Here is a 26,164-nt window from a genome sequence, read left to right on the forward strand (position 1 = left end):
CCCATTCCTCCATTGTACGGCGCGCCCGCGCTGCTAGGGAAAGGTGGCAGACTGCAACCAATATGGGAGAGAGAAACCAGTGTTCAGCCACGTCATGCTCGGCGCCGAAGATATCGAGGCGTCCAAGACCTTCTACGATGCGTGCTTCAAGGCGCTCGGCGGGCGCGAGGGCTCGGTCGATCCCAAGGGCCGGGTGATCTACATGCACAATGGCGGCATCTTCCTGATCACCAAGCCGATCGACGGCCAGCCCGCGAGTTGCGGCAATGGCTCGACCATCGGCTTCGCCGCGACCAGCGAGGAACAGGCCAATGCATGGCACGAGGCTGGCCTCGCCCATGGTGGCACCGCGATCGAAGACCCGCCGGGCCTGCGCGAAGGCGCCGGGATGAAGCTGTATCTCGCCTATCTGCGCGATCCCGCGGGCAACAAGATCTGCGCGATGTATCGCCCGAGCTGATGCAGCCTGACTCCTCCCCTTTGAGGGGGAGGGTGGGAGGGGGTGTACAGCGTTCGTGGCTTTGGGCGGCACAAACCACCAATGCCGAACCCCCACCCCCTGCACCTCCCCAGGGGAGGGGAGAAATGCGGGCCTAACCGCGCCCGATCAGGAACAGGGCGAATTCGGCGCGCAGGTTTGCGCCGAATTCGCCGATCTCGCGACCCTTCGCGAAGTACCAGCTGCGCTCGATCCGGGCGCCACGGTCGCTCACCAGTTCCTTGAAATCGACCACCGTCAGATTGCGGATATTGCCGGTCGCGTGCCAGCTTTCGGGCAGCGCGGGCGTCACCGGCATGCGCCCGCCCAGCCCCAGCGCGACCCGCATCCGCCAGTGCGCGAAGTTGGGGAAGCTGACGAAGGCGGATCGGCCCACGCGCAGCAGTGCGTCGATCACCTCGGCAGGCCGGTCGACCATCTGGATCGTCTGGCCGAGAATCGCGTAATCGAACGCGTCGTCCGGGTAATGCACCAGATCGGCCTCGGCATCGCCCTGCACCACGGAAAGCCCGCGCGACACGCAGGTCGCCACACGTTCGGGGTCGATCTCCAGACCGCGTGCGTCGATTCCCTTGTGCTCCGCCAGCGCGGCGAGCAGCGTGCCCTCTCCGCAGCCGATATCGAGCACGCGCGATCCGTCAGGGATCGTCCCGGCAATCGCCGCAAGATCGGGGCGCAGATCAGGAAGCGTGCTCATGCGTAAATGTCCGGAAAATGGCGCTGCATGAAAAGGCTCGGGTCGGGAAGAGACTGCCAGCCGAGGCTTTCGTACAAACCGTGCGCATCGCGTGTCGCCAGCATCCAGCGGCGCAACCCCTGCAACTCTGTATGCTCCTGCAGATAGCCGACCATCGCCTTGGCCAGCCCTTTGCCTCCATGCCCGTCGAGCACATAGACATCCGCGAGATAGGCGAAGGTCGTCCGGTCGGTAATCACCCGGGCCATGCCAACCTGCGCACCGCCATGCAGTGCAGACACGCACAGGCTGTTGGCCAGCGCGCGCTCGACCGTTTCGAGCGGGATGCCCGGCGACCAGTAGCTTTGCGTCAGAAAAGCGTGCGCGGACCGGGCATCGGCCCCCTCGCGCAGCTCGTACCCTTCAGGGAGTTCGGTCACGACACGAACCCCTGCACGACCTCGTCTAGCCCCGGCGTATCGAGCAGGAACCCGTCATGGCCATAAGGCGATGACAGCTCGACGAAGCTGACCGGCGCGCCCGCCGCGTTCAGCGCGCGCACGATGTGGCGGCTTTCCTCCGTGGTGTAGAGCCAGTCGGTATCGAAACTGACGATGCAGAACCGCGAAGAGGTGTGCGCAAAGGCATCGGCCAGCCGCCCGCCGTGTGTTTCCGCCAGATCGAAATAGTCGATCGCGCGGGTGATATAGAGGTAGGAATTGGCGTCGAAGCGTCGGGTGAAGCCGCTGCCCTGATACCGCAGGTAGGATTCGACCTGGAAATCCGCCTCGAACCCGAAGGACTTGGCACCATCGCTGCCATCGGGTCGCTGTTGCAGCCGTCGCCCGAACTTCTCGGTCAGCCCGGCTTCGGACAGATAGGTGATGTGCGCCGCCATTCGCGCCACCGCGAGGCCTGCATCGGGATGCGCGCCATCGTAGTACGCGCCCCCGTTCCAGTTGGCATCGGCCATGATCGCCTGCCGCCCGACTTCGTGGAAGGCGATGTTCTGCGCGGACTGGCGCGCGGCGCTGGCCAGCACCAGCACGCGCTCCGCGCGCCCCGGAAAATCGGACGCAAAGGCCATCGCCTGCATCCCGCCCATCGACCCGCCAACCGCCGCGTGGACCTTGTCGATTTCGAGCACGTCGAGCAGGCCCGCGATCGCGCGGACCATGTCGTGGATCGTGACCACGGGGAAGCGCTGGCCATAGGGCTTGCCGTCGGGCCCTTCGCTTGCGGGGCCGGTCGAACCCATGCATCCGCCGATCACATTGGTAGAGATCACGCAGAAGCGGTTGGTGTCGATCGGCTTGCGCGGGCCGACCATCCGGTCCCACCAGCCGGGTTTGCCGGTCGCCGGATGCGGGCTCGCCACGTACTGGTCGCCGGTCAGCGCGTGGAAGATAAGAACCACATTGTCGCGCTCCGGCGAAAGCTCGCCATATTGCTGGTAGGCGATGGTGACGGGCGCGAGCGTCGCGCCGCTATCCAGCGGCAGCGGATCGGGCAGCGTCAGGCACAGGTCGGGATTACAGGCTGGCATTGTCGCCGGCCGCCTTACCGCCACTTCGCATGCTTGTGAAAGTGCAGATTTTGCGTAAGCGCTTGGGTCCATGACAAACCCGTCCGTCCCCACGCCCAAGCCCTACATCCTCGACATCGCGCCCTATGTGCCGGGCGTTGCCAAGGCGGCCGACGGGCGCGCGCTGACGAAACTTTCCGCCAACGAGAACCCGCTGGGGTGCAGCGAAGCGGCACTGGCGGCGATGATGCAGAGCCGCGAGGCGGCGCGCTATCCCGATCCGGACAGCGTGGCGCTGCGCAATGCGCTGGGCGAACTACACGGGATCGACCCCGCGCGGATCGTGTGCGGGACCGGCTCGGACGAGCTGCTCAACCTCGCCGCGCAGGCCTTTGCCGGGGTGGGCGACGAAGTGCTGATGCCGCAATTCTCGTTTGCCGTGTACCCGATCGCCGCCCGGCGTGTGGGCGCGGTGCCGGTGGAGGCGAAGGCGAAGGATTTCGGGGCCGATGTCGACGCGCTCCTGGCTGCGGTGACGCCCGCGACGCGGATCGTGTTCATCGCCAACCCCAACAACCCGACGGGCACCTGGCTGCCCCATTCGGAAATCCAGCGGCTGCACGCCGGGCTGCCGGGCGACGTGCTGCTGGTGCTCGACCAGGCCTATGCCGAATATCTGGATGACGAGGGTGCGCCCGGGCTCGCTCTGGCGGGCGAGGCGGAGAATGTGCTGGTTACCCGGACCTTCTCCAAGATCTACGGCCTCGCCTCGGCACGGGTCGGCTGGGCGACCGGAGCGCCGCCTCTGGTCGATGCGCTCAACCGGATACGCGGGCCGTTCAACGTGACCGGCGCCGCGCAGGCCGGGGCTCTCGCTGCGCTGGGCGACCAGGATTTCGTGCGCCGATCGCGCGAGGCAAATGCTCGGGTGCGCGCGGATTTCGACGCGCGGCTGGAGGGTCTGGGCAATCGCGGCGTTTCCGTGGTGCCGAGCGAGGCGAATTTCGTGCTGGTCCGCTTTGCCGACCAGCCGACGGCGGAACGCGTGCGCGATGCCATTGCCGATGCAGGCTACGCGGTGCGACACCTGCCCGGCCAGGGCCTGGGCGAAGCCTTGCGCATCACCATCGGCAACGACGAGGATATGGCAGTGGTCGGCGACGCGATCGAGCGCGCCATCACCGGTTGAGCGCGTTGATCGCCTCGCGCACCCGCGCCTCGACCTCCTCGCGCGGCAGGCCCGGTTCGATGGCTGCACCGAAGCGATAGGTGATCTGCCCGGGGCGCTTCACGAAGCTGCGATAGAGCGGCCCGCTGTTCACCGCGACCGGCACCACCGGCAGGGCGAGCAGCTTGTAGAGCCCTGCAAAGCCGGAAACGATATCGCCCTCTCCCCCATGCGGGGTGCGGGTGCCTTCGGGGAAGATCAGGAACGGGCGGCCTTCCGCCTTGGCCTCTTTCGCGGCGCGCATCAGATCGCGCAGTGCCTTGGCCCCGTCCGCGCGGGCGACCGGAATGATGCCGTACTTGGTCGCGGCCCCACCCCAGACGGGAATTTCGAGCAGCTCCTGCTTCGCGAACACCACCGGCGCATCGAACAGCTTCGCGGAGTCGATCGCTTCGAAAAAGCTCTCGTGCCGCATTGCGTAGAGTGCCGGGCGATCGATCGGCGCGCCCTCGCAGATCACGCGGATGCGCAGGACATGGCGCAGCGCCCAGCGATGCACCCCGCTCCACGCGCCTGCGACCCGGCGCATCCCATGCCGCCCCTGGAACGGCACCAGCACCAGCAACACCAGCGTGCCAGCGTAGAAAACGAGGTAGAACAGGAGGCTGCGGATCAGGTTCATATCAGGAGAACAGCGGCCCGACCGTGCGGCTGACCAGCCACTTGTGATACTCGATCAGCAGCAGCCACAGGCTCGGCTCGCTGCGCACCGCGTCCTTGATCAGCTTTACATCACCGGGCAGCTGGCGGCGCAGCTCGGTCGCCGCGCGGCGCATGTGCCAGTCGCTGGTGACGAGGCGCAGACTCTTGATCCCGTGCGCCTCCACCCATTCGCGCGTTTCCTGCGCATTGCCGCGCGTATCGGTCGCCGCGAAGCCGAGCGTGACGCAGCATTCCATCACATCCTCGGGCACCTTGAACTGCGCGGCGAACTCGCCCGGTTTGACCTCGGGATCGACGCCGGTGACCAGCAGGGTGTCGGCGCTGTCGGTCTGGACCACCTCCAGCCCGCGCTCGATCCGCCCGGCATAGCCGGTGGGCACGATCACCGCATCGGTCCGCTCCATCGGCGCAGGGCCCGGCAGCCAGCCGGCAAACCAGATGAAGCCGAGCACCCAGACGAGCACGATGGCAAGGCCGACACGCCAGATCACAACATCTTCCTTACTGCCGCGAGTACGGTGAAGCGGGCAGTCGCGACCGCCAGCAACACCCCGAAAACCGGGATCAGCGCGATCACGATCCAGTCGACCCAGTCAAGCCCCGCGCTCGCGATCATCCCGCTATCGAGCGCCGCGAACTGGTAGCCGAGGGCGAGCACCGCGGCGAGCCCGAGGACCAGCCCGGCCGCCCCGCCGAGGATCGAGTCGACCAGCACCGCCCGCTGGAACAGCTGTGCGATCTGCCCGTCGGTCCCGCCCAGCAGGTGGACGATCTCGATCGTCGCACGGTTGTTGCCCAGCGCGCTTCTGGCCGCGAGGAACACCGCCGCCGCACTGGTCACCGCCAGCAGCAGGACCAGCGCGAGCGCGAGATATTGGAGCGACCTGAGCGCACTGAACACCGGCTGCAGCCACGATGACTGCGCATCGATCCGCGCATCGGGCGCGGTCCCGGCGAGCGCGTCGGCCAGCGCCTCGATTGCCTGCGGGGTCGCCTTGCCGCCCAGCCGCACGTCGATCAGCGCGGGCACCGGCACAGTCTCGGCATCGCCTGCACTGCCCAGCCACGGCTCGATCAGGCGGTCGAGCTCTTCCTGCGGCACGATCCGGCTTTGCGCGACCATATCCATGCCCTGCAGCACGGCTTGGGCAGCCTGCGCCTGCTCGGCTCGGCTGCGCGGATCGGCGTCGAGGATCTGCACGGTCACCCCGCCCGACAATTCCGAACGCGCATCGCCCGCCAGATTGCCGAGCGACAGCCCCGCGCCCGCCGCCAGCACGGTGAGCGCAACCATGATCGCCAGCACCCACGGCATGGGCCCGGCCAGCCGCGCCTGCGGGATCAGCGCGCGCGCTTTCTCGCCTGCGAAGGGCGAATGGCCTGTGCGCGCCGCATCGCTGAGCGGTGGCTGGCTCATCGCGGCGTCTTCCCGCCCGCGGGGCTGCGCGGGGGATAGCGCAGCGCGCCGGTCGGGTCCGCCAAGCGCCCCTTGTCCAGCCGCATGATCATCGAACTGCGCACGTTCTGCAGCAGGTGCACATCATGGGTCGCGACGATCACCGTCGTGCCCAGCCGGTTGAGCGATTCGAACAGGCGCATCAGCTTCAATGCCATGTCGGGATCGACGTTACCGGTCGGCTCGTCGGCCAGCAGCATGTCGGGCCGACCGATCACCGCACGCGCGATAGCCACCCGCTGCTTCTCGCCGCCGGACAATGTCTCGGGCCGCGCCTCGGCCCGATGCGCCAGACCGACCCACTCGAGCATGTCGGACACCGGCTGTACCAGCTCGCTCTCGTCCACCCCCGCAATGCGCAGCGGCAGCGCGACATTGTCGAACGCGGAGAGATGGTCGACCAGCCTGAAGTCCTGGAAAACCACGCCCAGCCGCCGCCTGAAGCCGGGCAGGCGCGACCGCGGGAGGGTGATCACATCGCTGCCGAACATGCGGATGATCCCGCGCGACGGGCGCTGGGCAAGGTACAGCAGCTTGAGTAGGCTCGTCTTGCCCGCCCCGCTCGCGCCGGTCAGGAAATAGAAGCTGCCCGGCCACAGCGAGAAGCTGACGTCGGTCAGAACTTCCTTGCCGGTCCCGTAACGCAGGCCGACATTGTCGAAGAACGCGACTTCGCCGTCACCCCCCGACATCGTGCTGCCTCATCACCTGTCGACCTGTCCCATCGTTAACCAAGCAGGGGGGGATATAGGGGGCATTGTGTGTGGACAAAAGGCGCAAAACCGGCCCGTCCACCGACGGGAAGCTTGCCTGTCGCCGCTTGCCAGGCGTAATGCAAAAGGCACTATGATACTCGCCTGCCCTGCCTGCGATACACGCTATGCCGTACCCGACAGCGCGATCGGCCCCGAAGGACGCACGGTACGCTGCGCCCGGTGCCGCCATAGCTGGTTCCAGTCGGGCAGCGAACTCGACCTCGAAGAGCTCGAGCGCGATGGCACCGCGACCAGCGTCGAGGACGAGCCGACCGCGCGCCAGCCCTGGCACGACGTTCCCCCGATCGCCGCTTCAGAACCGCGCGCACGGACGAGCGAGGACCGCTCGCAGTTCTCGGCCGAACCGCCGTTCCGCCCGCGCCGCAATCCGCTCAAGATGTGGGGCATGGCGGCAAGCCTGTTCGCGGTCATCTCGGTCGGCGCGATCGCGGCGGTCAGCTATGCGGGCCTGCCCGACTGGGTGCCGGTGAGCCGCCCCACCTTCGCCATGGAAGAGCCCGACCTGGTGCTCGAATTCCCGGCCAGCAAGCAGGATCGGCGCACCCTGCCCGATGGCAGCGAATATTTCGGCGTCGCGGGCGAGATCAAGAATGTCGGGCGCGAAACCAAGACGGTGCCGCCGGTGCTGATCGTCCTGTACGATTCGCGCAATCGCAAGGTCTACAACTGGGAAATCCTCCCCCGGCAGGGTCGCCTGCAGCCGGGCGAGACGCTCAGCATCAACGAGGCGATCACCGACCTGCCCAAATCGGCGCGTTTTGCGGAGATCGGCTGGAGCCCGTCCTGACGCAAAAGCCGCATAGCGGACGCGTGTGGAGATTCTTGCAAGATTGTTCCGCAAACCCGCTTGCGGGGTGCCGCGCCCCCTGCTAGTGGGCCGCTTCCTCACGGGGCAGAGCCGGACTGGCTGGCCCCGGATGCAGCCCGGAACTTACGGGCTTGTGTGCGGTCGTGGCGGAACTGGTAGACGCGCAACGTTGAGGTCGTTGTGGCCGCAAGGCCGTGGAAGTTCGAGTCTTCTCGACCGCACCAAAATCTCCTTCGGGAAATCGTAAAGACGGTACCGGCACAGCCAGGTCGCCCACCGCGGCTGGTTGAGCGCGCATAAGCTCACCGTGGCAACCGCGCACGCCAAACACCCCTTCCCGCCGTTATACGCGACTCTGTCAGCTCGGAAGACGTGCTTTGCACGCCCGGACAGCTGTTAACCCCCGATTCGCCGCGGGCGCTAGCAAGGCGCGGACGACGCTGAAACTGCCTTGCCAGACACGATCGCAGGCCCTCTGCAAACCTCGTGCAGCAACAAAAAAGGCCCCGGAAATCGGGGCCTTTCATTGATTTAGTCAGCCAAGGCGGTCGCTTAGCTGCGGAAAATCCATTCCCAAATATCCCACATGAGTCGTCCCCTTCGGTTACAAGGATAGAGGACTTCTAAGTACGTTAACCAAAACCGTTAGTAAAGTGTTAACCATAGTCGGGACGTGACATCACGTCCCGGTTGAGCTCCAGCAGGTTGCGAAACTGGGAAATCACCATCGGCTTGGCGATGAAGTAGCCCTGTCCGCGATCGCAGCCGATGCTCGACAGCCAGGTGTGGGTCTCAAGATCCTCGATCCCTTCGGCGACCGATGTCATCCCCGCTCTCGACGTCGTGTGGAGGACCCCCTCGACGATCGCGCGCGTCTTGCACGACCCGGCCAGCTGCTGGATGAAGAGCTGATCGATCTTGACCTCGTCGAACGGGAGCCGTTGCAGCGCCTCCAGATTGGCGCTCCCCACCCCGAAATCGTCGAGCGAAAATGTGATGCCCTGGCTGCGCAGGCGCTCGACAATCTGGCGGGCGGTTTCGAAATCCTCGATACGCGCAGTCTCGGTGACCTCGATCTTCAGCAGCGAGGGGTCGACAGCGTAATCCCTCAGGCTCTTTTCGACCATTTCGGCGATCCTGTCGTCCACGAACTGAACGGCCGACACGTTGACGGAGAGGGGAAGGACGCAGCCGGTGTCCTGCAAGGAGCGCAGCGCAGCCATCGCCTTGTCGAGTATCCGGCCTGTCAGTTCATCGAGCCGGGCCATGCGCTCGAACTGGGGGATGAAGCGGGCAGGCGAAATCTCGTTGCCCGCCTGATCCTGCCACCGCGCGAGCACTTCGGCGGCCACGAACTTGCCGGTCTTGAGGTCTACCTGCGGCTGGACCTTGATCGAAATGCGGTCCTCGGCAAGCGCTTCGGCCAGTCGGGCGGTCAGCGAATGGTCCCATTCGTCGTCGTGGCAGGCATCGGAAACGATGAAAACGGGCTGGAATGCTTCGCGTGCGTGGTCGGCGGCGGCGATGGCCGAACTCAACCTGTGCGCGGGTAGGCCTTTCGACGAGAAATCGGCCCCTACCGTCACCGCCACGTCGATCGATTTGCTGGCGATGATGATGGGCTGCGACACGATTGCGCGCAGACCCGAGAGGTGCGACTCATAGTCGATCGCCCCATCGAGCATGAAGGCGAAGTACTTGCCCCCGTCGAAATAGATCTTCGTATCCTTGCCCGTGATGCACAGGCGATCCGAAACCTGTCGCAGATAGGCGCGCTTTTCCCCTTCCGAAACATGGGCGAAGATCGAGTCCAGGCGAAGGATCTTGACGACCACGACGCCCTGATTGCCCTGCCCTTCGCTGGCGTAAAAATCGCGGCGCAGCGCCGAGAAGTTCGGCAACCTAGTGATCGGATCGATGTAGAGGTGACGCTGCTTGTACAGCACCAATCCGCGCAGGCTTGCATATACCGTCAGCAGGAGCAGCGTATCGGCAAAGTGCGCCTGCACCCCGGCAAGGCCTGTCCCAACAAACACGGACACGAAGGCAAGCACACAGGCGGCGTAGACCAGCCGCCTTATCCTGGGGGTCCGCGCGAACCATACGCCAAGCAACAGGGCCAATCCGATGGCGAGCGGCAGGACATAGAACGCAACGCGCTGTCCGGTGCCCCGCAGCAGCGTTTCCGCCCCAAGGATATGGGCAACAGAGTTCGTCACATACCCGTGCTTTGCGACCCGCAATTCGTTTCCGAGCTGGCCGACACCAATGACAAATGCGGTATCGGGGACATCGATACGATCGATCGCGAGATCGAAGTTTCCTTGGTTGAGCCGGGGAATCGATGTGGAATCGATCGTGCCATCGATGAAGACTTCGGTACGCTTTTGACCGGATCGACTGAGCGCGAAAGCAAGGCTTTCACGGCCTCCATCCCCCTCGGCCCTGATAGTCCAGACGAACCTGAGGAAGTCCTGCGAAACGTCGTTGTCGAAGCCCTTCAGTCTCTCGAACGACAAGGCGTTGGCACGCAGATCTTGCGTTGCGTTCTGTTGCTCGGGCAGGTTTGCGCCCGCCACATAGACATAATCGAGATTGTCAGAGAGGACCCTTGAGAGCTCTTCATCCACCGAAGGCAAGTTGCTCTCACGCAAGGGAATATTGACGAATATCCGCGTCGCTCCTCGCGCGCGCAATTTCCTTATCAGAGATGCGATGTGGCGGTTTTCTTCCGCCGCATTTTGGTCCGTGTAAGCCCCAACTTCGACGAGCGCGATGGTGCCGCTCGCGTCCCTGTCGCTCAGCCTCGACTGGATGGCCCACGCGGTGATGTCCAGCGGCTTGAGAAGCGAAATCGCGCCCGCCAGCAGCGCGATCGCGATCGCGATGTACAGGTGGCGCGACCTCTCGCTCAGCCAGAACTTGCGATGCACGAAATTGGACCCTTCCGGTTTTGCGCGCCCGTTCTAGTAAATATGCGTAAAACAAATGTTCACAGCGCGTCGGCGAGCGCCGATGGCCTCGACCACCGCAAAACGGTTGCGTAGCGCTCCCGGCAGGCGGAGAACTGGGGTCTTCCCGGAAACGGCGGAGCACGACCGCCGTTAACAAGACGGGGAGCCAACCGGGTCAATCATGCGAATGTTCGATTTTCTGCCATTTTCAGATACCGGGCGCGCCCGATGATCGACATCGGCAGCGTGATCGATGGCACCTTTGCCTGGGTCTGGGACCACCTTTTGGCAATCATCGGCTGGATCATCGCCATGATCGCCTTCGTGGTCGTGCCGTTTCGTCGCCCGCCGGCAGAGGCACGCAACTGGCTGCTGATCTTCTTCGCGCTGCCCTGGGTGGCATTACCCATCTACTGGCTGATCGGTCGGCCCCGATACGCGAAGCAGCGTCGGGAGCGGGTTGCGGACCTGCCGGGTATTCTTGAGCGGATCGCCCGCAAGACCGGCTTCGACCAGGCACAGATCACCCCGAACCTGTGCGAAGACAACCATTCGCTGGCCAACCTCGCGCACGGGCTCGGCCAGTTTCCCGCGGTGGATGGCAACCGGATAGAACTTCTGGGCGACTACCACGGCACGATCGACCGGATCATCGCCGACATCGACCGCGCGCGGCATCACGTGAACGTCGAGTTCTATATCTTCAAGAGCGACCGGGTCGGAGACCGTCTGATGGCAGCGCTGGAGCGGGCAAATACCCGCGGCGTGACCTGCCGCGTGCTGCTCGACGCGCTGGGCTCCTACGGTTCGGTCGCATCGATCAAGCACCGGCTGGAGGCTGCAGGCATCGAAGTGCACGACATTCTGCCGCTGCGCCGGCGCCTGTCCAGCTCGCGCGTGGACCTGCGCAACCACCGCAAGATCGTGGTGGTGGACGGGCGGGTCGGCTACACCGGATCGCAGAATATCTGGGCGCCCGAGGACCACGGACGACAGGCCAATCGGGAACTCGCGGTTCGCGTTACCGGGCCGCTCGTCGTGCAGCTGCAGGCGATCTTCGTGTGCGACTGGTATCTCGAAACGCTCGAAGAGCTGGCGGAGGACGCGATGTTCCCCCCGCTCGACCGGGGCACCGGACTGGCTGCGCAGATCATCGCCACGGGGCCGGACAATCCGGTGGGCGGGATGGACCTGATCGTCGCGCAGGCAATGCACAACGCGAGCGAGGAGATCGTGATCGTCACGCCCTATTTCGTACCCAATGACTCGCTGCTGACCGCCATCCGCGGCGCGGTGCTGCGCGGGGTGCGGGTGCGGCTGATCACGGCGGCGAAATGCGATCAGTACCTCGCCGGGCTGGCGCAGCGCAGCTATTACGAGGAAATCCTCTCGCTCGGGGCGGAAATCCATCTGTTCGGCCCGGAATTCCTGCATGCGAAACATTCCCGGGTGGATCACGAGGTGGCGATCCTGGGGTCGAGCAACATGGACATGCGCTCGTTCGAACTGAATGCCGAGATCGATCTGCTATGTTATGACGAGGCTTTCGCCAAAGACCTCCAGCAGGTGGAAAATGGATATCTCGAACGCTCCACTCCCCTCTCCTGCGACGAATGGAAGCATCGCCCGCTGATGCACAAGGTGCTGGAAAACGCCGCGCGAATGATGAGCGAACTGATCTGAACCCATGCACGCCCCGACCTTCAAGATCGCCAGTTACAACATCCACAAGGCCGTCGGCACGGATCGCAAGCGCGATCCGCAACGCATCCTGAACGTGCTGGGCGAGGTCGATGCGGACATCGTGATCCTGCAGGAGGCAGACCGTCGGTTCGGGCAGCGCGAGCGCACCCTGCCCGATTTTCTGGTCGAGCAGCATACCGATTACGTGCCGGTCCCCTTCGACGTGCAGCACGATTCAATGGGCTGGCATGGCAACACGATCATGGTCCGGCGCGATATTGCCATCCTTGAGCATGACATCCTCCACATCCCCTATCTGGAACCGCGCGGGGTCGTGACCGCGACCCTGCGGCTTCCCGCCGGGCTGGAACTGTCGGTATTCGGAATGCACCTGGACCTGTCGGGCCTGTGGCGCCTGCGCCAGGCGCGCGCGATCGCCGAACTGGCGCGCGCGGCGCAGGAGCAGCGGCCCACGCTGCTGGCGGGTGACCTCAATGAATGGCGACCCAACGGCGGCTGCCTGAAGGAATTCGCACGCCACTTCACCGTGCTCGATTGCGGGCGCAGCTTCCACAGCCAGCGCCCGATGGGGCGGCTCGACCGGATCATTCACGGAGCACCGCTGGAGGCCGTCGAGTTCGGCGTGCACCACAGCCCGCTCGCCTCGCGCGCGTCCGACCACCTTCCGGTCTGGGGCGTGTTCCGCATACCTCATTGATGCGCTGACGCTCTGGCAGCCTTGGCTGGAGCGCAGCGGATCTGGTCTGCACACGCCGACCGGCGAAGCAGCCCCGTGTCTCTCGCGTCAGCAGTGATCCGCTAGAACAGCGCAATATTGTCGATCAGCGGTTCCAGTCCCGGCGCGATGGGTGAGACGACGGGCGACTGTTGCAACGCATCGCCCAACAAGTTGTCCTCTGCCTGCAATGCGCGGAGCGCGGCACTTGCGGCGCCATACCCAAAGCCCGGCTCGACAACATGCGTATCGGGCACATCGAAGACCTGCAGGCCGGCGAGTTCGACCTCGCTCTCCATCACCGAGGCGCGGCCCCATCTGGAACTGTTTTCGAAGCGGAAGACGGGCTGGTCGGGACCGATCAACAGCTCATACGATCCTTCGTCGAACACCACGGGGTGCAGCACCCGGTCACTGGGCAGATGGACTTCGTTGTCACGCAGCTCGGCGGACAGGGCCCGATTGGACGCGACATCGAACAGCAGGTCCGCAGCGGTTTGCGCAGTCCCGAATCCAGGCTCACCGGAATAGTCCAACGCCGAGCCGATACGGACCCAGTCACTGGTGCCGCCGTACGCGACGACTACGCCGCCGGACGAGAAGCCGACGATATCATCGGTCCCGTCGCCATTGATATCGGCCAGAATGCGCGGGAAACGATCATTGGTGGCCCAACCCCCGGCTGCATCACCATAGCCGAACTGATCGGTCGCGAGCGTTGCGTTGGCAAACCCGCCCTCACCATCGCCCAGCGCCACCCACGTGCCGTTGGAGCTGAAGCCGACGATGTCGACGGCTCCGTCGCCGTTCAGATCGCCAAGCATTCTCGGGAACCGGTCTTGTGTCAGCCACCCGCCGGCAGACGGGGCCGAGCCAAATCCGCTATAACCGAGGACGGGGTCGGTATAGGTTCCGTTTTCGAGCGCGTACGAGATGTAGACCCCACCACTCCCGAAACCCACAATATCCGCGCGACCGTCGCCATTGATGTCGGCAAGGGTGCGTTGGTAGAGGTCGTTGTTACTCCAGCCGCCAGCGGACTGGCTAAAACCAAAGCTGTTCGTTGCCAGATAGGTGTTTCCGAAGCCGCCATCGGCGCGCGCCAGCGACACGTAGACGCCTGCGCCGCCAAAACCGATCAGATCGTCGCGTCCATCGCCGTTCACGTCCGCCACTTCGCGCGGGAAGCGTGTGTTGTCGAGCCATCCGCCCGCTGCGTCGGCGGAGCCGAAACCCGCCAAGGCAAGCACGGGCGCCGCGAAGGTGCCGCTCGCCTGGCCGTAAGACACGTAGGTACCACCGCTGCCAAAGCCGATGATGTCTGCACGGCCATCGCCGTTTACGTCACCCATCGTGCGGGGGAACCGGTCGCCATCCGCCCAGCCGCCTGCGGCATCTGCCGATCCAAAGCCGGCAATGCCCAGCTGGAGCGGCGCAAAGGTGCCATTCGCCTGCCCAAGCGCCACGAAAGTACCCGAAGACGCAAATCCGATCAGGTCGGCGCGCCCATCCCCGTTCACATCCGCGACGGTCCTTGGATAGCGCTCGTTGCTCGACCAGCCGCCTGCGGCATCTCCGGCGCCAAACTGGTCATACCGGAACTGCAACTCGCCAGCCTGTGCGCCGAGCGCGTAAATGCCATCGTCAAAAGCGAGGCGTTCAACGCTGAACAGCGTGTCGACGCCGTCGGGCCCGCTGATCTGCTGGACCTGACCATTGGCAATATTGAAGATGGTATAGTCCGACCGGTTGCCAGAGAACACTGCGGTATCCGTGCCAGCGCCCCCGTCGATCGCATCGTTCCCGCCGCTTCCCACCAGAATATCGTCGCCCGCGCCTCCGCGGATCACATTGTCTGCCGCGTTCCCGCGAAGAAGATTATCCAGGTCGTTTCCGGCAGCCTCGACTGCACCCGATCCACTGACGAGCGTGAGGTTTTCGATATTCGCGCCGAGTGTGTAGGAAACACGGCTAAGGACCGTGTCGGTGCCTCCCCCGGCATATTCGACCAGCAAATCGCCAGCGCCATCCACCTCATAAACATCGTCGCCCGTCCCCCCATAGACTGTCGCAGCAGCGCTGAGCGACGGGATGGTCGCCCCTGTGAGAGAAACATTCATGGTGTAGGAAGAGCCTGCCGGCATCTCCCCGCGCTCGTTGGTGACTTCGATGTAATAGGTGCCGCCTGCTTCGAACGTGTGCGTGAGATAGGCATCGTAGGTAAAGTCGCTGCCCGGATCGATCACGCTGGCAGTCGCGTTGGCCGAAATTGTCTGCCCAGCGGAATCGACTATCCTGAGCGCGCTGTCGAAGTCGGTCGTCCGATCAATATCGATGATAATCGTCGCCCCTTGGGCCACGGTCACCGCGTAGAACTCCCGCCCGCTGCTGGAGACGGCGTTGACGGTCGCGTGCGGGATTGTCGCGGAGTCGGCAATTCTCCAGTCGGAGACAAGGTCGAACCCCCCTTCGAGCGCGATCGCGTTTTCGCGGGTTCCATTCACCTGCGTCGCCAGCTTGACGATGTCGGGCCGATCTACCGGCGCGCTTCCGGAATCGATGATGAAGCGGTCGTTTCCGCTGCCCCCGAACACGATATCCGCCCCGCCGTTGGTCCGGATGACGTCGTCTCCCGCGCCGCCGTCGAGGCGGTCCGCGTACGCACTGCCAACCAGCATGTCGGCGCCATCGCGACCGGTCAGATTGGCGACTCCGCCACCCGCATAGAAGGTATCGGCGCCTTCATCACCCGCCAGAACAAGCTCGCGAGGTGCCGCGTCTTCGGCAGGGCCGGAGCCTGCGACGCTGGTGCTGACCGCGATGACGTAGACGCCCGCATGTTCACCGATGCCGATGCTCCGGATCGACGTGCCAAGCAGGCTCGGGGCGGCTTCAGCGTCGGCCAGGAAGCGTGAAAGAATGTCTTCAGGCCGCACATCGTCGGAATAGACCGCGAAGAACTGGAGGTTGGCACTTCCTCCGAGATAGGATGCGAATGCGTCCGGAATTGCCTGCCCGTTGGACATCGTGGCGATCCAGCCTTGCAGATCGGTCGGCGTGAACGCGACCGAAGGTTCCACGAGCCGGTTGACGGCAACGTCCTGAGCGATCCGGTTGGCAAGCGTGAACAGTGCACCGCTCAGGCCCAGCTCGGATCCGGCGGTTCGCGCATCGTTGAGTGTCGCGGCGATCCCGATCTCAGTGGCGGAAGCGGTGTCGCCCGAAAAACCGCCGGCTGCTTGAATGAAGAGCGCGCTGTTGTAGCCCTGCCGGGCGAGCTCTGGGGTTGTCTCGCTGGCGAGGGCCGAGGCCGGGATTGGAGCCACACCCTCTGACGGCGCATAGCCGAGCGCCGCGCCCACGCCAATGTAATGCAGATAGGCGGTCGCGTAATCTCCATTGGCGACCGCGGTCGCAGCGTCAGCGTATGTGTCGAGGTAATACTCGGCATCGAAGCTCACCGGCGCGGTATTACTGTCGGCATGATCGGCGTCATACATGTATGGCAGATCATCGACAGACTGGAAGGACTCCCTGTAAAGCGTCCTAGCATAATCTTGCACGTCATCACTGAAGAAAACGGTATACGCGACACCTCCGACGAAGCCCGTGACGATACCAAGGGCGACGCCTATCGGATGTCGCGTCATCGCGCCTACGGCGGCAGGCCCGGAAGAGACGAGAGTCTCCGTTGCGGCATCGAAAGCCTGTACGAAAAACTCTTCGCGAAAATCTTCCGCATTGCGAACCCGGCTAGTTCGAACAGAGGCGTCGAATACCAGTCCGACAAGGCTGTACACCCCAGCCACCTTGCCCAGCAGCCGGGCAGCACTATCGGGAGAATCGACGCTTGCCGCGATTTGGAGAAGTTTGAACTTCGCTTCCTGAAAATCGAATGTACCGCCCAGTATGTCCGCTGCCGTGTCGCTGACCCAGGCATCCATGAGCCGTTCGGCATCCGGTTGCTGAATGTCGACATCCATTCGAACAGTGTAGGACTGATCGCTTGTATAGGCCTCTGGGGGCCGGAAGCTGAAAAAGTTACGTCCCTCGGTCACTGCGAAGGTGATTGCGCGGATGTTTTGCGGATCGGAATCAAGCGCGACGGTCAGGGTAATCGCCCCCGGGGCCGCTGCCGTGAAGGCGATCGTGTCCAAGCTGTCGCCCGGGCCGAGCTCCTCACTGAAGACCAGCGAAGATGGGCCGACCTGTCCGAAATCGCGATCGAGGAGGAGAGCGCCTGCCGTCTGGCTCACCACAGGCGGAGAGAGCGAGGCAACGGGATCTCCGAAAATCACCGTGTCAATCGAGAACCCGGCGGCGTCATAGGATTCATCAATCACACGGACCGAGGCGATGCCCGCTTCGCTGGTAAAGCTGTAGGTCTGTACGCCGAACGCGGAATTGAGGATCGAGCTAAGTACTCGGCCAGAACCGTCCAGAAATTCGATCCGTGTGCTGCCGAGATTGTCGAAATAGCCGGCGGCGAGCGAGACCGAAGTAACGGCCCGCTCGAAAAACAGGAAAACAGGGCCGAAATAGCTACTGTTTGCGGCAAAAGCGGGGGATGCTGGCTGAGCGCCATCGCGAACGATCTGCCCCGATGTTCGAACGGTGTTCTCGTCGAAAGAAAATATCGGGTTACGCGTTCCTACTGATCGCTCGCTGAACGTAATTGTCGGCATAATGCCCCCTTCACCCAATCGCCTCCGCTTGCAGCGAAATCAATCGCCACAATTAAGCCGAATCGCCCAATTCAATTTTTACATGCCGATCTATTTTTGGGCAACAGTGATCAATTCGCAATTAGAACCATCTATAGGCAGGAGATTCTCGACGATCTCGCTGCTTGCCAACGATGTATCGGGGTCTGCGCTACAGATTCTTGACAATAGTCCAGCGCAAATGGTGTTCACCCGACAACGGCATCGCGGCCTGCCTGCCCGGTTGGACAAGCACGCACGCACCCCTACAACGGTCCGCCTCCCTCCCGTGGCAAAATGAGCGAGCCTTCGTGACCGAACATTCCCGTGCCTGGCGCTTCGCGGTCGACCGCGGCGGTACCTTCACCGATGTGGTCGCGACCACGCCTGACGGGCGGCTGGTGACCGACAAGCTGCTGTCCGAAAATCCCGGCCATTACGACGATGCCGCGACCGAAGCCGTCCGCCGCCTGATGGTGGAGCATGGAGAGGGGCCGATCGCGGAGCTGCGTATCGGCACCACCGTGGCAACCAACGCGCTGCTGGAGCGCAAGGGCGAACGCCTCGCGCTGGTGACCACGCGCGGCTTCGGCGATGGCTTGAGGATCGGCGCGCAGGCGCGGCCCGAAATCTTCGCCCGCCACATCATCCTGCCAGAGCAGCTGCCTGCCAAGGTTGTCGAGATCGACGAGAGGATCGGGGCCGATGGCAAGATCCTGCACCCGCTCGACGATGATGCCGCGCGCGCAGCATTGCAGAACCTGCGCGACGAAGGGTTCGATGCGCTGGCGATCATCCTGATGCACGGCTGGAAATACCGCGATCATGAGGCACGGCTGGGCGAGATCGCGCGCGCAATTGGCTTCACGCAGGTCAGCGTCAGCCACGAGGTTGCGCCGCTGATCAAATACGTGCCGCGCGGCGATACCACGGTGGTCGACGCCTATCTCTCACCGGTGCTCAAGCGCTACACCGACGGGCTTCAGCGGGACCTGCCGCCGGTCGAGCGGCTCGGCTTCATGCAATCCAATGGCGGGCTGGCGGAAGTCGGCGCATTTCGCGGCAAGGACGCGATTCTGTCGGGCCCGGCGGGCGGCGTTGTGGGAATGGTCGCGGCGGGCGAACCGCTCGGCCATCGCAAGCTGATCGGCTTCGACATGGGCGGGACCAGCACCGATGTCGCGCATTATGCGGGCGAGCTGGAGCTGGCGGCGGAGAACCTTGTCGCAGGCGTGCGGGTCGCCGCGCCGATGATGCAGATCCACACCGTGGCTGCGGGCGGCGGCTCGGTGTGCAGCTTCGATGGCGCCCGCTTCCGCGTCGGGCCCGAAAGCGGCGGCGCGGACCCGGGCCCGGCCTGCTACCGCAAGGGCGGCCCGCTGACCGTTACCGACTGCAACCTCGTCCTCGGGCGGATCGACCCGGCCTTCTTCCCGCATGTTTTCGGACCGGAGGGCAACCAGCCGCTCGACCCCGAAGCATCGCGCAAACGGCTGGAAGAGATCGCGGCCCAATTGCCCGAACCCAAGCCTCTGGAAGACATCGCACGCGGCTTCCTCGCGATCGCGGTCGACAACATGGCCAATGCGATCCGCAAGATCTCGGTCGCGCGCGGGCATGACGTCACCGAATATGCCCTTGCCTGCTTCGGCGGCGCGGGCGGGCAACATGCGTGCAAGGTCGCGGACGAGCTGGGGATCGAGACCGTGCTGGTCCATCCGCTCGCCGGAATCCTCTCCGCCTATGGCATCGGCCTCGCGCCGGTGAAGGCGATCCGCGAGGTCAGTCTGGTCCGCCCCTTGCACGATGGCTTTGCCGAAGAACTCGATGCCTTGCGAGACGAGGCTCGCGCCGCACTGACCGAGCAGGGCATCGCCGCGAAGGACGTCACACTTGCCGCGCGCGCGCGGCTCAGGTTCGACGGCAGCGATTCCATGCTGACCATCGAGTGCACCGATGCGGACGCGATGGACGCCGCCTTCCGCGTGCTTCACCGCCAGCGCTACGGCTATTCGGACAGGGACGCCGCGATCATCGTCGAGGCGCTGAGCGTGGAGGCGAGCGGGACCTCCGGCGGGCTTGGCGATGCGAGCATCGAACCCGTCGCAGTCGATGGGGAAGCCTCGGGCGAGTGGCCGACCTACGAGCGCGCCGCGCTCTCCACCGGACAGGCGATCGCGGGCCCCGCGCTGGTGATCGATCCGGGCTCTACCACCGTGGTCGACGAAGGATGGGAAGCGCAGCTCGCCAAGGAAGGCAGCCTGGTGCTGACCCGCACTATCCCGCTCGAACGCACGCGCGCGGCGGGCACCGAAGTCGATCCGGTCCGGCTGGAGATCTTCAACAACCTGTTCATGGCCATCGCCGAGGAAATGGGCGTGGTGCTGCAGAACACGGCGACCTCGGTCAACATCAAGGAACGCCTCGATTTCTCCTGCGCGCTGTTCAACGCGCGCGGAGAGCTGATCGCCAATGCGCCGCATATTCCGGTGCATCTGGGCAGCATGGGTGACAGCATCGCCCGCGTTATCGAGGTGCGCGGTGATGCGCGCGATGGTCGCGGCATCCGGCGCGGCGATGCCTATGTGGTCAATGATCCGTTCCGCGGCGGCACCCACCTGCCCGACATCACCGTGATCGCGCCGGTGTTCTATTCCGATGACGGCGACACGCCCGACGCCTTCGTCGCCGCGCGCGGGCACCACGCGGATATCGGCGGGATCGCACCCGGCTCGATGCCGCCTGAAAGCAGGACGATCGAGCAGGAGGGGGTCATGATCGACAACCTCCTGCTGGTCGACGAGGGCACCTTCCGCGAGGACGCGGTGCGCGCGGCGCTGGCCGATGCAAAATACCCGGCACGGCGGCCCGACCGCAACCTTTCGGACCTGCGCGCCCAGCTGGCCGCCTGCACCCGCGGCGCGGAGCTGCTGCATCAGGCGGCGGACGAGCGAGGGGCCCAGATGGTCTCCGCCTATATGGACCACGTCCTCGCCAATGCGGAGGAGAGCGTGCGCGCGCTGCTCGGCCGGCTGGAGGATGGCGCGTTCACCTATCCGATGGACAACGGCGCGCAGATCCAGGTCGCGATCCGGATCGACGATGCGACCCGCTCCGCCGTGTTCGACTTCACCGGCACCAGCGACCAGCAGGACAACAACTTCAACGCGCCGCGATCGATCACCCGCGCCGCCGCGCTCTATGTGCTGCGCACGCTGATCGACGATCCGATCCCGATGAACGATGGCTGCCTGCGCCCGGTCGAGCTGATCGTGCCCGAAGGATCGATGCTAAACCCGAAGCCCGGCGCTGCGGTGGTCGCGGGCAATGTCGAGACCAGCCAGGTGGTGACCGATTGCCTGTTCGCCGCGACCGGACGCCTCGCGCCCAGCCAGGGCACGATGAACAACTTCACCTTCGGCAACGAGAACCACCAGTATTACGAGACGATCGCGGGCGGATCGGGCGCGGGGCCCGACCACGACGGGACCAGCGCGGTGCAGACGCACATGACCAACAGCCGCCTGACCGACCCCGAAATCCTCGAAACGCGCCTGCCCGTGCGGCTGGACACCTTCGCGATCCGACGCGGATCGGGCGGCAGCGGCGCGCATACCGGCGGTGACGGGGTCGAGCGGCGGGTGACCTTCCTGGAACCGATGCGCGCCAACATCCTCGCCAACCGGCGCACGGTGCCGCCGCGCGGGATCGCGGGCGGCGGCGATGCGCTGCCGGGGGAAAACTGGGTCGAACGCGGCGACGGATCGCGCGAGGACTTGTCCGGGACCGACAGCGCGGACATGCAGCCGGGCGATACCTTCGTGATCCTCACGCCCGGCGGGGGCGGCTTTGGAGAGACAAACGGATGAACTACTGGCCCCTGATCGGCATCGCGCTGGTCGTCATCGGGTTTGCCCTCAAATTCAATCCGCTGCTGGTGGTGGTCGGCGCGGCGATCGCGACCGGGCTGCTGGCCGGGCTCGATCCGGTTTCGGTGATCGAGGCGCTGGGCCAGGCGTTCAACGACAACCGCTACATCTCGGTCACCTGGATCATCCTGCCGGTGATCGGCCTTCTCGAGCGGTATGGGTTGCAGCAACGCGCGCGCGGCCTGATCGAAAGCGTGCGCGGGGCGACCATGGGCAAGCTGCTGGTGATATACCTCGCGTTTCGCCAGCTGACCGCGGCGCTCGGCATGAAGGACATCGGCGGACACCCGCAGGCGGTGCGGCCACTGGTCGCCCCCATGGCCGAGGCGGCAGCGGCCAAGACACACGGCGACCTGCCCGAGGATGAGCGCCAGAAAGTGCTCGCGATGTCGGCGGCGACCGACAATGTCGGGCTGTTCTTTGGCGAGGACATCTTCTTCGCCATCGCCTCCATCCTGCTGATCCAGGGGGTGTTCGAGGCGGCGGGCTATCCGATGACGCCGCTGCAGCTTTCGGTCTGGGCGATCCCGACCGCGATCTGCGCCTTCCTGATCCATTCCAGTCGCCTGATGGCGATGGACCGGCGACTGGGGAGGCTGAAGCCATGATCACCTACGAATGGCTCTACATCCTTTCCGGCATCTTCTTCGCCATCTGGGCACTGCTGAGCGCGCTCGATCGCAGCAATGGCAAGCGCTGGGGCAATGCCGCTTTCTGGGGTCTGCTTGCGGGGAGTTTCCTGTTCGGCAGCCATATCGGCGACTTTGCGAACGGCGTGCTGGTGCTGGCGCTGGTCGCCATCGCGGGCGTGGGCAGGCTGGGCCGTAGCGATCCGCCGACCACGACGCTGGAGGAGAGGCTCGAGCTGTCCGAACTGAAGGGCAACAGGCTGTTCATCCCCGCTTTGATCGTGCCCTTCGTCGCGGTCGTCGGGACGCTCGCATATAACTACACCCCACTCAGCGGGACCGGCCTGTTCGAGCCGCGGCGCGAGACGCTGCTGCTGTTCGCGATCGGGGTGCTGGTCGCGCTGGTGGTGGCGATGGCGTGGCTGAGGCCCCCTGCCCTCGCCCCGGCACAGGAAGGGCGCCGCCTGCTCGACTCGATCGGCTGGGCGGCGATCCTTCCGCAGATGCTCGCCGCGCTGGGTGCGGTGTTCGCGCTGGCCGGCGTGGGTGACATCATCGGAAGCCTTGCAGGGCAGGTCATTCCCGAAGGCAGCGTCATCCTGACCGTGATCGTCTACGCGCTGGGGATGGCGATCTTCACCATGATCATGGGCAATGCCTTCGCCGCCTTCCCGGTAATGGCCGCCGCAATTGGCATTCCGCTGCTGGTGCAGGCCTATGGCGGCAACCCGGCGGTGATCGGCGCAGTCGGCATGCTGGCGGGCTTCTGTGGCACGCTGCTGACCCCGATGGCGGCCAACTTCAACATCGTGCCCGCCGCGCTGCTGGAGCTTGACGATCAGAACGGCGTCATCAAACAGCAGGTGTGGACCGCGATCCCGCTGTGGGTCTGCAACATCGCAATCATCTATATCGGAGGCTTCCTGCTATGGACCTGACGCAGGAAACGGCGGCTCGCTTCGCGCAGGCCGCGCTGGGGCACGTGGCGCGCGAATACCCGCACAAGCTCGATCACGTGATGGACGGCGATGCCGACGTAGCCCCCCCGCGCGAACTGCACCCGTGCTTCTTCGGCAGTTTCGACTGGCACAGCTGCGTCCATGGCTGGTGGACCTTGCTGACCCTGCGGCGCCTGTTTCCTGAGAGCGACGAAGCGCGCGCGATCGAAACGCTTGCCCGAGAGACCTTCACCACCGACAAGCTGGCGGTGGAACTGGCCTACGCACAGCGGCCTTCCTCGCGCGGGTTCGAGAGGCCCTATGGCTGGGGCTGGCTGCTCTATCTGCACCACGAAGCGGCACGCCATGACGAAGAATGGGCCGCACGGCTGGAGCCGCTGGCGCGCCATTTCGCGCAGGCGTTCAAGGACTATCTTGCCGTCCTCACCTACCCCGTCTTCGTCGGCACGCATTACAACACCGCCTTCGCACTGACGCTGGCGCGCGAGTGGGCCGAAACCCGCGACCCGGAACTGGTCGAAACGATCGATACCTGGGCAGATCGGGTATTCGCCGAGCGCAGCAACTATGCCGGATGGGAGCCGGGCGGCGACGAGTTTCTCTCCCCCGTACTCAGCGCCGCGCTTCTGATGCGCAACGTCCTGTCCCGGGTCGATTTTGCTCGCTGGTTCGCCGGGCTGGTGCTCGACAATGGCTGGCTTGAACGGCTTCAGCCCGCGAGCGTCTCCGACCGGAGCGATGGCAAGATCGCCCATCTCGAAGGGCTCAATCTCAGCCGCGCCTGGGCCCTGCGCGCGATGCTCCCCGCGCTCAGCCATGCGGAGGATCGCGACCTGCTGGATGGCTGCGCCAACGCGCATCTCGAGGCCGCGCTGCCCCATGTGACCGGCGACTATATGGGAGAGCACTGGCTGGCGAGCTTCGCTCTGCTCGCCCTGCTGGAGAAGCCCTAGCGGGTCAGGCCGGGCGGCCTGCATCCGGCGACCCGAAGAAGGTCGCATGCTCGGTAAAGCCATCCACCTCGCACGCGAACCACTGGCTTGCCTTGTCGCCGTCTGCCGGTGCTTCGATTGCGGCAAAGCCCAGTCGGGGGAAGAGATCGGCAACCAGCGCGTTCTTGCTGGTCGGGATGTACTCGCCAAGCACGCGGCGCGCGCCCTCGCGACGCGCCGCCTCGACCAAACGGTTCGCGATCTCCTGCTCCACCCCGCGCTGCAGGATCCGGCAGGATTGCAGCCAGGTGTCGATCACCCAGTCCTCCCCGCGCCTGGCCACGATGACGACCGCGATCATGCCGTGATCGGCAAACCGATCGCTGAGGCGCACCTGCCAGCACAGCACATCGCCTGATGCCTGCATTCGGGCGAGCTCGTCCTTCCCGTGGCGCCGCGTGGTCAGGTTGAACTGGTTCGACTTGGCCACCAGCTGCGCGATGCGCGGCAGGCCTATATCGTCGAACGGTGTGATGGAAATCTCCATCCGAAGCGCGCGCAGGTAATCCTCGTAATTGCCGATGGCCGCCTGCATCTCGACCCGCTTCGCATCGCTCCCGTAGGACTGCGCGCGGGCGAGATCGTCGCCGCTCAGCAGCCCGTGCTCGAATGCGCCCGACGCGGCGAGAATCGTCGCGTAGCGGAAAGGCTGCTCGGGCAGTTCGGGCACGAAGACGAAGGGCAGCTCCTGCCGCACCCGCGCGCGCTCCGCCGGATTGTCGTCCATGAAGACGAGCGATTCCGGCCCCAGCCGCAGCGCCTGCGCGATGGCCCTGACGCCGCTTGCCTTGTCGTCCCAGGAGGCGTGAAACACGGCGAAGTCGTCCAGCCGCAACAGCATGTCGGGATGCTGTGCGAAAGGCTGGCGTGCGGTCCAGTCGTTGTTCTTGGAGCACACGCACAGCGCGACACCGCGATCCCTGTGGGTGAGCGCGAGCTGCTGCAGCGCGAGGAAGGCCTCGCCCGCCGCACTGCCCTGCCCGACTTCGATCCCCTCCAGCCCGTCATCGCCGATCACCCCGCCCCACAGCGTGTTGTCGAGATCGAGCACCAGCGCGCGCCGTGCCTTTCCGAACGCCCCCGCCAGGTGGCGCGCGACATGGTCCGCGACCACGGGATTGAGCTCCATCGCGAAGGGCACTTTGAGATCGAACAGGCGCATCGGATCGAACCAGCTCGCGTGCCCCACATCGGCGGCGAGCGCGGCGATGTCGATCACTGTCCAGTCACCGTGCGCCGCGCCCTCCAACACCGCCGCGTTGGTTTGTGCGACATGCGCCGCCATGGAGCCGGGCGTGATTGCATCGATCGACGAGACGCGCTGTGCAGGCGGCAGCGGTGTGGTCGATACCAGCACATCCGCGCGGCCTTTTGCTTGCAGGGCTTCGATGGTCTGTCGTAGCGCCGCCGTGCTCGCATGAATCGCCGCCTCTTGCGCCTGCGTGTCGAGCAGCGCGGTGCGGGCGTGGGTCATCGTGGCGTCGTGCCAGTAGAGCACGATGTCCACCGGTCCGCCGAACGGGTCACCTGCGCCGAACGCCAGCGATGCCGCGCTGCCCGGCGGTGCCAGCACCGGCTCGATCAGCAGCAACCGCGCGAGCCCGGCTGCCTGAAGCGCGGGGGCCAGAAAATCGAGCGTGCGATCGGAGACGATGCCGACCCTCAGAAACCGAAACGGCTCCAGCTGCGGCACGGCCTGGACCGCACGGCGCGCCAGCCGTTCCAGCTGCAATTGCTGCATGGGCCCCAGCTTTTCGCTGGCCATGCGGTGAAGGCACTCCGCCAGTTGCCGCTGCGCGTCGGGACCAAGCTCAGCGCCGTTTTCCGCCTCGGTCAGCAGCGCATCGGCGGTGGACTTCCACTCGCCCCATTCCGGCGACAGCGGAGGCTTCCATTCGAGCATCGCCATTCTCAGCAGGCCGCCATCACGTCACCGCCCGCCCCGGCG

At 65.0% G+C, this 26,164-nt stretch carries 19 protein-coding genes and 1 tRNA gene; 10 read left to right on the top strand and 10 right to left on the bottom strand.

Going from position 1 to position 26,164, the window contains the following annotated elements; all coding sequences use genetic code 11:
* Positions 1-79 precede the first annotated feature (79 nt).
* On the top strand, positions 80-460 hold the full coding sequence (locus KYN89_RS12275) for a VOC family protein (protein WP_222825321.1): 381 nt from the start codon (positions 80-82) through the stop codon (positions 458-460).
* A 133-nt stretch (positions 461-593) separates the two neighbouring features.
* On the opposite strand, the gene metW is transcribed toward KYN89_RS12275, so the two are convergent.
* Genes metW through metX form a run of 3 tightly spaced genes read right to left on the bottom strand, consistent with a single transcriptional unit; the run spans position 594 to position 2,721 of the window.
* Positions 594-1,196, bottom strand: coding sequence for a methionine biosynthesis protein MetW (gene metW / locus KYN89_RS12280; protein WP_222825322.1), 603 nt, complete (start codon positions 1,194-1,196; stop codon positions 594-596).
* Positions 1,193-1,615, bottom strand: a complete 423-nt coding sequence (locus KYN89_RS12285) for a GNAT family N-acetyltransferase (protein WP_222825323.1) — start codon at positions 1,613-1,615, stop codon at positions 1,193-1,195. The genes metW and KYN89_RS12285 overlap by 4 nt, the downstream gene beginning before the upstream one ends.
* Positions 1,612-2,721 (bottom strand): homoserine O-acetyltransferase MetX, encoded by a 1,110-nt coding sequence (gene metX / locus KYN89_RS12290; RefSeq protein WP_222825324.1) that lies wholly within the window; start codon positions 2,719-2,721, stop codon positions 1,612-1,614. Before metX ends, KYN89_RS12285 begins: the two co-directional genes overlap by 4 nt.
* Before the next feature lie 70 nt (positions 2,722-2,791).
* Here metX and hisC point away from each other — a divergent pair, with 70 nt between their 5' ends.
* Positions 2,792-3,889: a histidinol-phosphate transaminase gene (hisC, locus tag KYN89_RS12295; protein WP_222825325.1), complete on the top strand. Its 1,098-nt coding sequence runs from the start codon at positions 2,792-2,794 to the stop codon at positions 3,887-3,889.
* Here hisC and KYN89_RS12300 read toward each other — a convergent pair.
* Genes KYN89_RS12300 through ftsE form a run of 4 tightly spaced genes read right to left on the bottom strand, consistent with a single transcriptional unit; the run spans position 3,879 to position 6,739 of the window.
* The gene (locus KYN89_RS12300; RefSeq protein WP_222825326.1) at positions 3,879-4,550 is read right to left on the bottom strand and encodes a lysophospholipid acyltransferase family protein; all 672 of its coding nucleotides are present in this window, start codon (positions 4,548-4,550) and stop codon (positions 3,879-3,881) included. The genes hisC and KYN89_RS12300 overlap by 11 nt on opposite strands.
* Position 4,551: 1 nt before the next feature.
* A complete protein-coding gene (locus tag KYN89_RS12305) occupies positions 4,552-5,082 on the bottom strand; it encodes a YdcF family protein (RefSeq protein ID WP_222825327.1) in 531 nt (176 codons plus the stop codon).
* On the bottom strand, positions 5,079-6,008 hold the full coding sequence (locus KYN89_RS12310; RefSeq protein ID WP_222825328.1) for a cell division protein FtsX: 930 nt from the start codon (positions 6,006-6,008) through the stop codon (positions 5,079-5,081). Before KYN89_RS12310 ends, KYN89_RS12305 begins: the two co-directional genes overlap by 4 nt.
* Positions 6,005-6,739: a cell division ATP-binding protein FtsE gene (gene ftsE, locus KYN89_RS12315; RefSeq protein ID WP_222825329.1), complete on the bottom strand. Its 735-nt coding sequence runs from the start codon at positions 6,737-6,739 to the stop codon at positions 6,005-6,007. The genes KYN89_RS12310 and ftsE overlap by 4 nt, the downstream gene beginning before the upstream one ends.
* Before the next feature lie 154 nt (positions 6,740-6,893).
* Between ftsE and KYN89_RS12320 the strand changes: the two genes are divergently transcribed.
* Positions 6,894-7,610 (top strand): zinc-ribbon domain-containing protein, encoded by a 717-nt coding sequence (locus KYN89_RS12320; protein ID WP_222825330.1) that lies wholly within the window; start codon positions 6,894-6,896, stop codon positions 7,608-7,610.
* A 158-nt stretch (positions 7,611-7,768) separates the two neighbouring features.
* Positions 7,769-7,855 (top strand) — tRNA-Leu (locus KYN89_RS12325).
* A gap of 432 nt (positions 7,856-8,287) precedes the next feature.
* Here KYN89_RS12325 and KYN89_RS15495 read toward each other — a convergent pair.
* On the bottom strand, positions 8,288-10,564 hold the full coding sequence (locus tag KYN89_RS15495; RefSeq protein WP_222825331.1) for an EAL domain-containing protein: 2,277 nt from the start codon (positions 10,562-10,564) through the stop codon (positions 8,288-8,290).
* A gap of 249 nt (positions 10,565-10,813) precedes the next feature.
* On the opposite strand from KYN89_RS15495, the gene cls reads away from it, so the two are divergent.
* Together cls and KYN89_RS12340 are read left to right on the top strand one after the other, a co-directional pair.
* A complete protein-coding gene (gene cls / locus KYN89_RS12335) occupies positions 10,814-12,268 on the top strand; it encodes a cardiolipin synthase (RefSeq protein WP_222825332.1) in 1,455 nt (484 codons plus the stop codon).
* A 4-nt stretch (positions 12,269-12,272) separates the two neighbouring features.
* Entirely contained in the window at positions 12,273-12,986 is a 714-nt protein-coding gene (locus tag KYN89_RS12340; protein ID WP_222825333.1) for an endonuclease/exonuclease/phosphatase family protein, read from the top strand.
* A 101-nt stretch (positions 12,987-13,087) separates the two neighbouring features.
* Here the strand turns inward: KYN89_RS12340 and KYN89_RS12345 are convergent, their stop codons facing one another.
* Positions 13,088-17,689 (bottom strand): FG-GAP-like repeat-containing protein, encoded by a 4,602-nt coding sequence (locus KYN89_RS12345; RefSeq protein ID WP_222825334.1) that lies wholly within the window; start codon positions 17,687-17,689, stop codon positions 13,088-13,090.
* Between the two features lie 329 nt (positions 17,690-18,018).
* On the opposite strand from KYN89_RS12345, the gene KYN89_RS12350 reads away from it, so the two are divergent.
* Genes KYN89_RS12350 through KYN89_RS12365 form a run of 4 tightly spaced genes read left to right on the top strand, consistent with a single transcriptional unit; the run spans position 18,019 to position 24,177 of the window.
* Positions 18,019-21,576: a hydantoinase B/oxoprolinase family protein gene (locus KYN89_RS12350; protein WP_222825335.1), complete on the top strand. Its 3,558-nt coding sequence runs from the start codon at positions 18,019-18,021 to the stop codon at positions 21,574-21,576.
* The gene (locus KYN89_RS12355; protein ID WP_222825336.1) at positions 21,573-22,244 is read left to right on the top strand and encodes a DUF969 domain-containing protein; all 672 of its coding nucleotides are present in this window, start codon (positions 21,573-21,575) and stop codon (positions 22,242-22,244) included. Before KYN89_RS12350 ends, KYN89_RS12355 begins: the two co-directional genes overlap by 4 nt.
* Positions 22,241-23,203, top strand: coding sequence for a DUF979 domain-containing protein (locus KYN89_RS12360; RefSeq protein ID WP_222825337.1), 963 nt, complete (start codon positions 22,241-22,243; stop codon positions 23,201-23,203). The genes KYN89_RS12355 and KYN89_RS12360 overlap by 4 nt, the downstream gene beginning before the upstream one ends.
* Entirely contained in the window at positions 23,194-24,177 is a 984-nt protein-coding gene (locus tag KYN89_RS12365) for a DUF2891 domain-containing protein (RefSeq protein ID WP_222825338.1), read from the top strand. The genes KYN89_RS12360 and KYN89_RS12365 overlap by 10 nt, the downstream gene beginning before the upstream one ends.
* A 4-nt stretch (positions 24,178-24,181) precedes the next feature.
* Here the strand turns inward: KYN89_RS12365 and KYN89_RS12370 are convergent, their stop codons facing one another.
* Positions 24,182-26,125, bottom strand: coding sequence for an HAD-IIIC family phosphatase (locus KYN89_RS12370; protein WP_222825339.1), 1,944 nt, complete (start codon positions 26,123-26,125; stop codon positions 24,182-24,184).
* Between the last annotated feature and the right edge of the window lie 39 nt (positions 26,126-26,164).

Source organism: Alteriqipengyuania abyssalis (assembly GCF_019857185.1).
In the GTDB taxonomy this organism is placed as follows: domain Bacteria; phylum Pseudomonadota; class Alphaproteobacteria; order Sphingomonadales; family Sphingomonadaceae; genus Alteriqipengyuania; species Alteriqipengyuania abyssalis.

Coding starts and splice junctions, on each gene's coding strand:
- metW (WP_222825322.1), bottom strand. CDS start 1,196: ATGAGCACGCTTCCTGATCTGCGCCCCGATCTTGCGGCGATTGCCGGG.
- metX (WP_222825324.1), bottom strand. CDS start 2,721: ATGCCAGCCTGTAATCCCGACCTGTGCCTGACGCTGCCCGATCCGCTG.
- hisC (WP_222825325.1), top strand. CDS start 2,792: ATGACAAACCCGTCCGTCCCCACGCCCAAGCCCTACATCCTCGACATC.
- KYN89_RS12300 (WP_222825326.1), bottom strand. CDS start 4,550: ATGAACCTGATCCGCAGCCTCCTGTTCTACCTCGTTTTCTACGCTGGC.
- KYN89_RS12310 (WP_222825328.1), bottom strand. CDS start 6,008: ATGAGCCAGCCACCGCTCAGCGATGCGGCGCGCACAGGCCATTCGCCC.
- ftsE (WP_222825329.1), bottom strand. CDS start 6,739: ATGTCGGGGGGTGACGGCGAAGTCGCGTTCTTCGACAATGTCGGCCTG.
- KYN89_RS12320 (WP_222825330.1), top strand. CDS start 6,894: ATGATACTCGCCTGCCCTGCCTGCGATACACGCTATGCCGTACCCGAC.
- cls (WP_222825332.1), top strand. CDS start 10,814: ATGATCGACATCGGCAGCGTGATCGATGGCACCTTTGCCTGGGTCTGG.
- KYN89_RS12340 (WP_222825333.1), top strand. CDS start 12,273: ATGCACGCCCCGACCTTCAAGATCGCCAGTTACAACATCCACAAGGCC.
- KYN89_RS12345 (WP_222825334.1), bottom strand. CDS start 17,689: ATGCCGACAATTACGTTCAGCGAGCGATCAGTAGGAACGCGTAACCCG.
- KYN89_RS12355 (WP_222825336.1), top strand. CDS start 21,573: ATGAACTACTGGCCCCTGATCGGCATCGCGCTGGTCGTCATCGGGTTT.
- KYN89_RS12360 (WP_222825337.1), top strand. CDS start 22,241: ATGATCACCTACGAATGGCTCTACATCCTTTCCGGCATCTTCTTCGCC.
- KYN89_RS12365 (WP_222825338.1), top strand. CDS start 23,194: ATGGACCTGACGCAGGAAACGGCGGCTCGCTTCGCGCAGGCCGCGCTG.
- KYN89_RS12370 (WP_222825339.1), bottom strand. CDS start 26,125: ATGGCGATGCTCGAATGGAAGCCTCCGCTGTCGCCGGAATGGGGCGAG.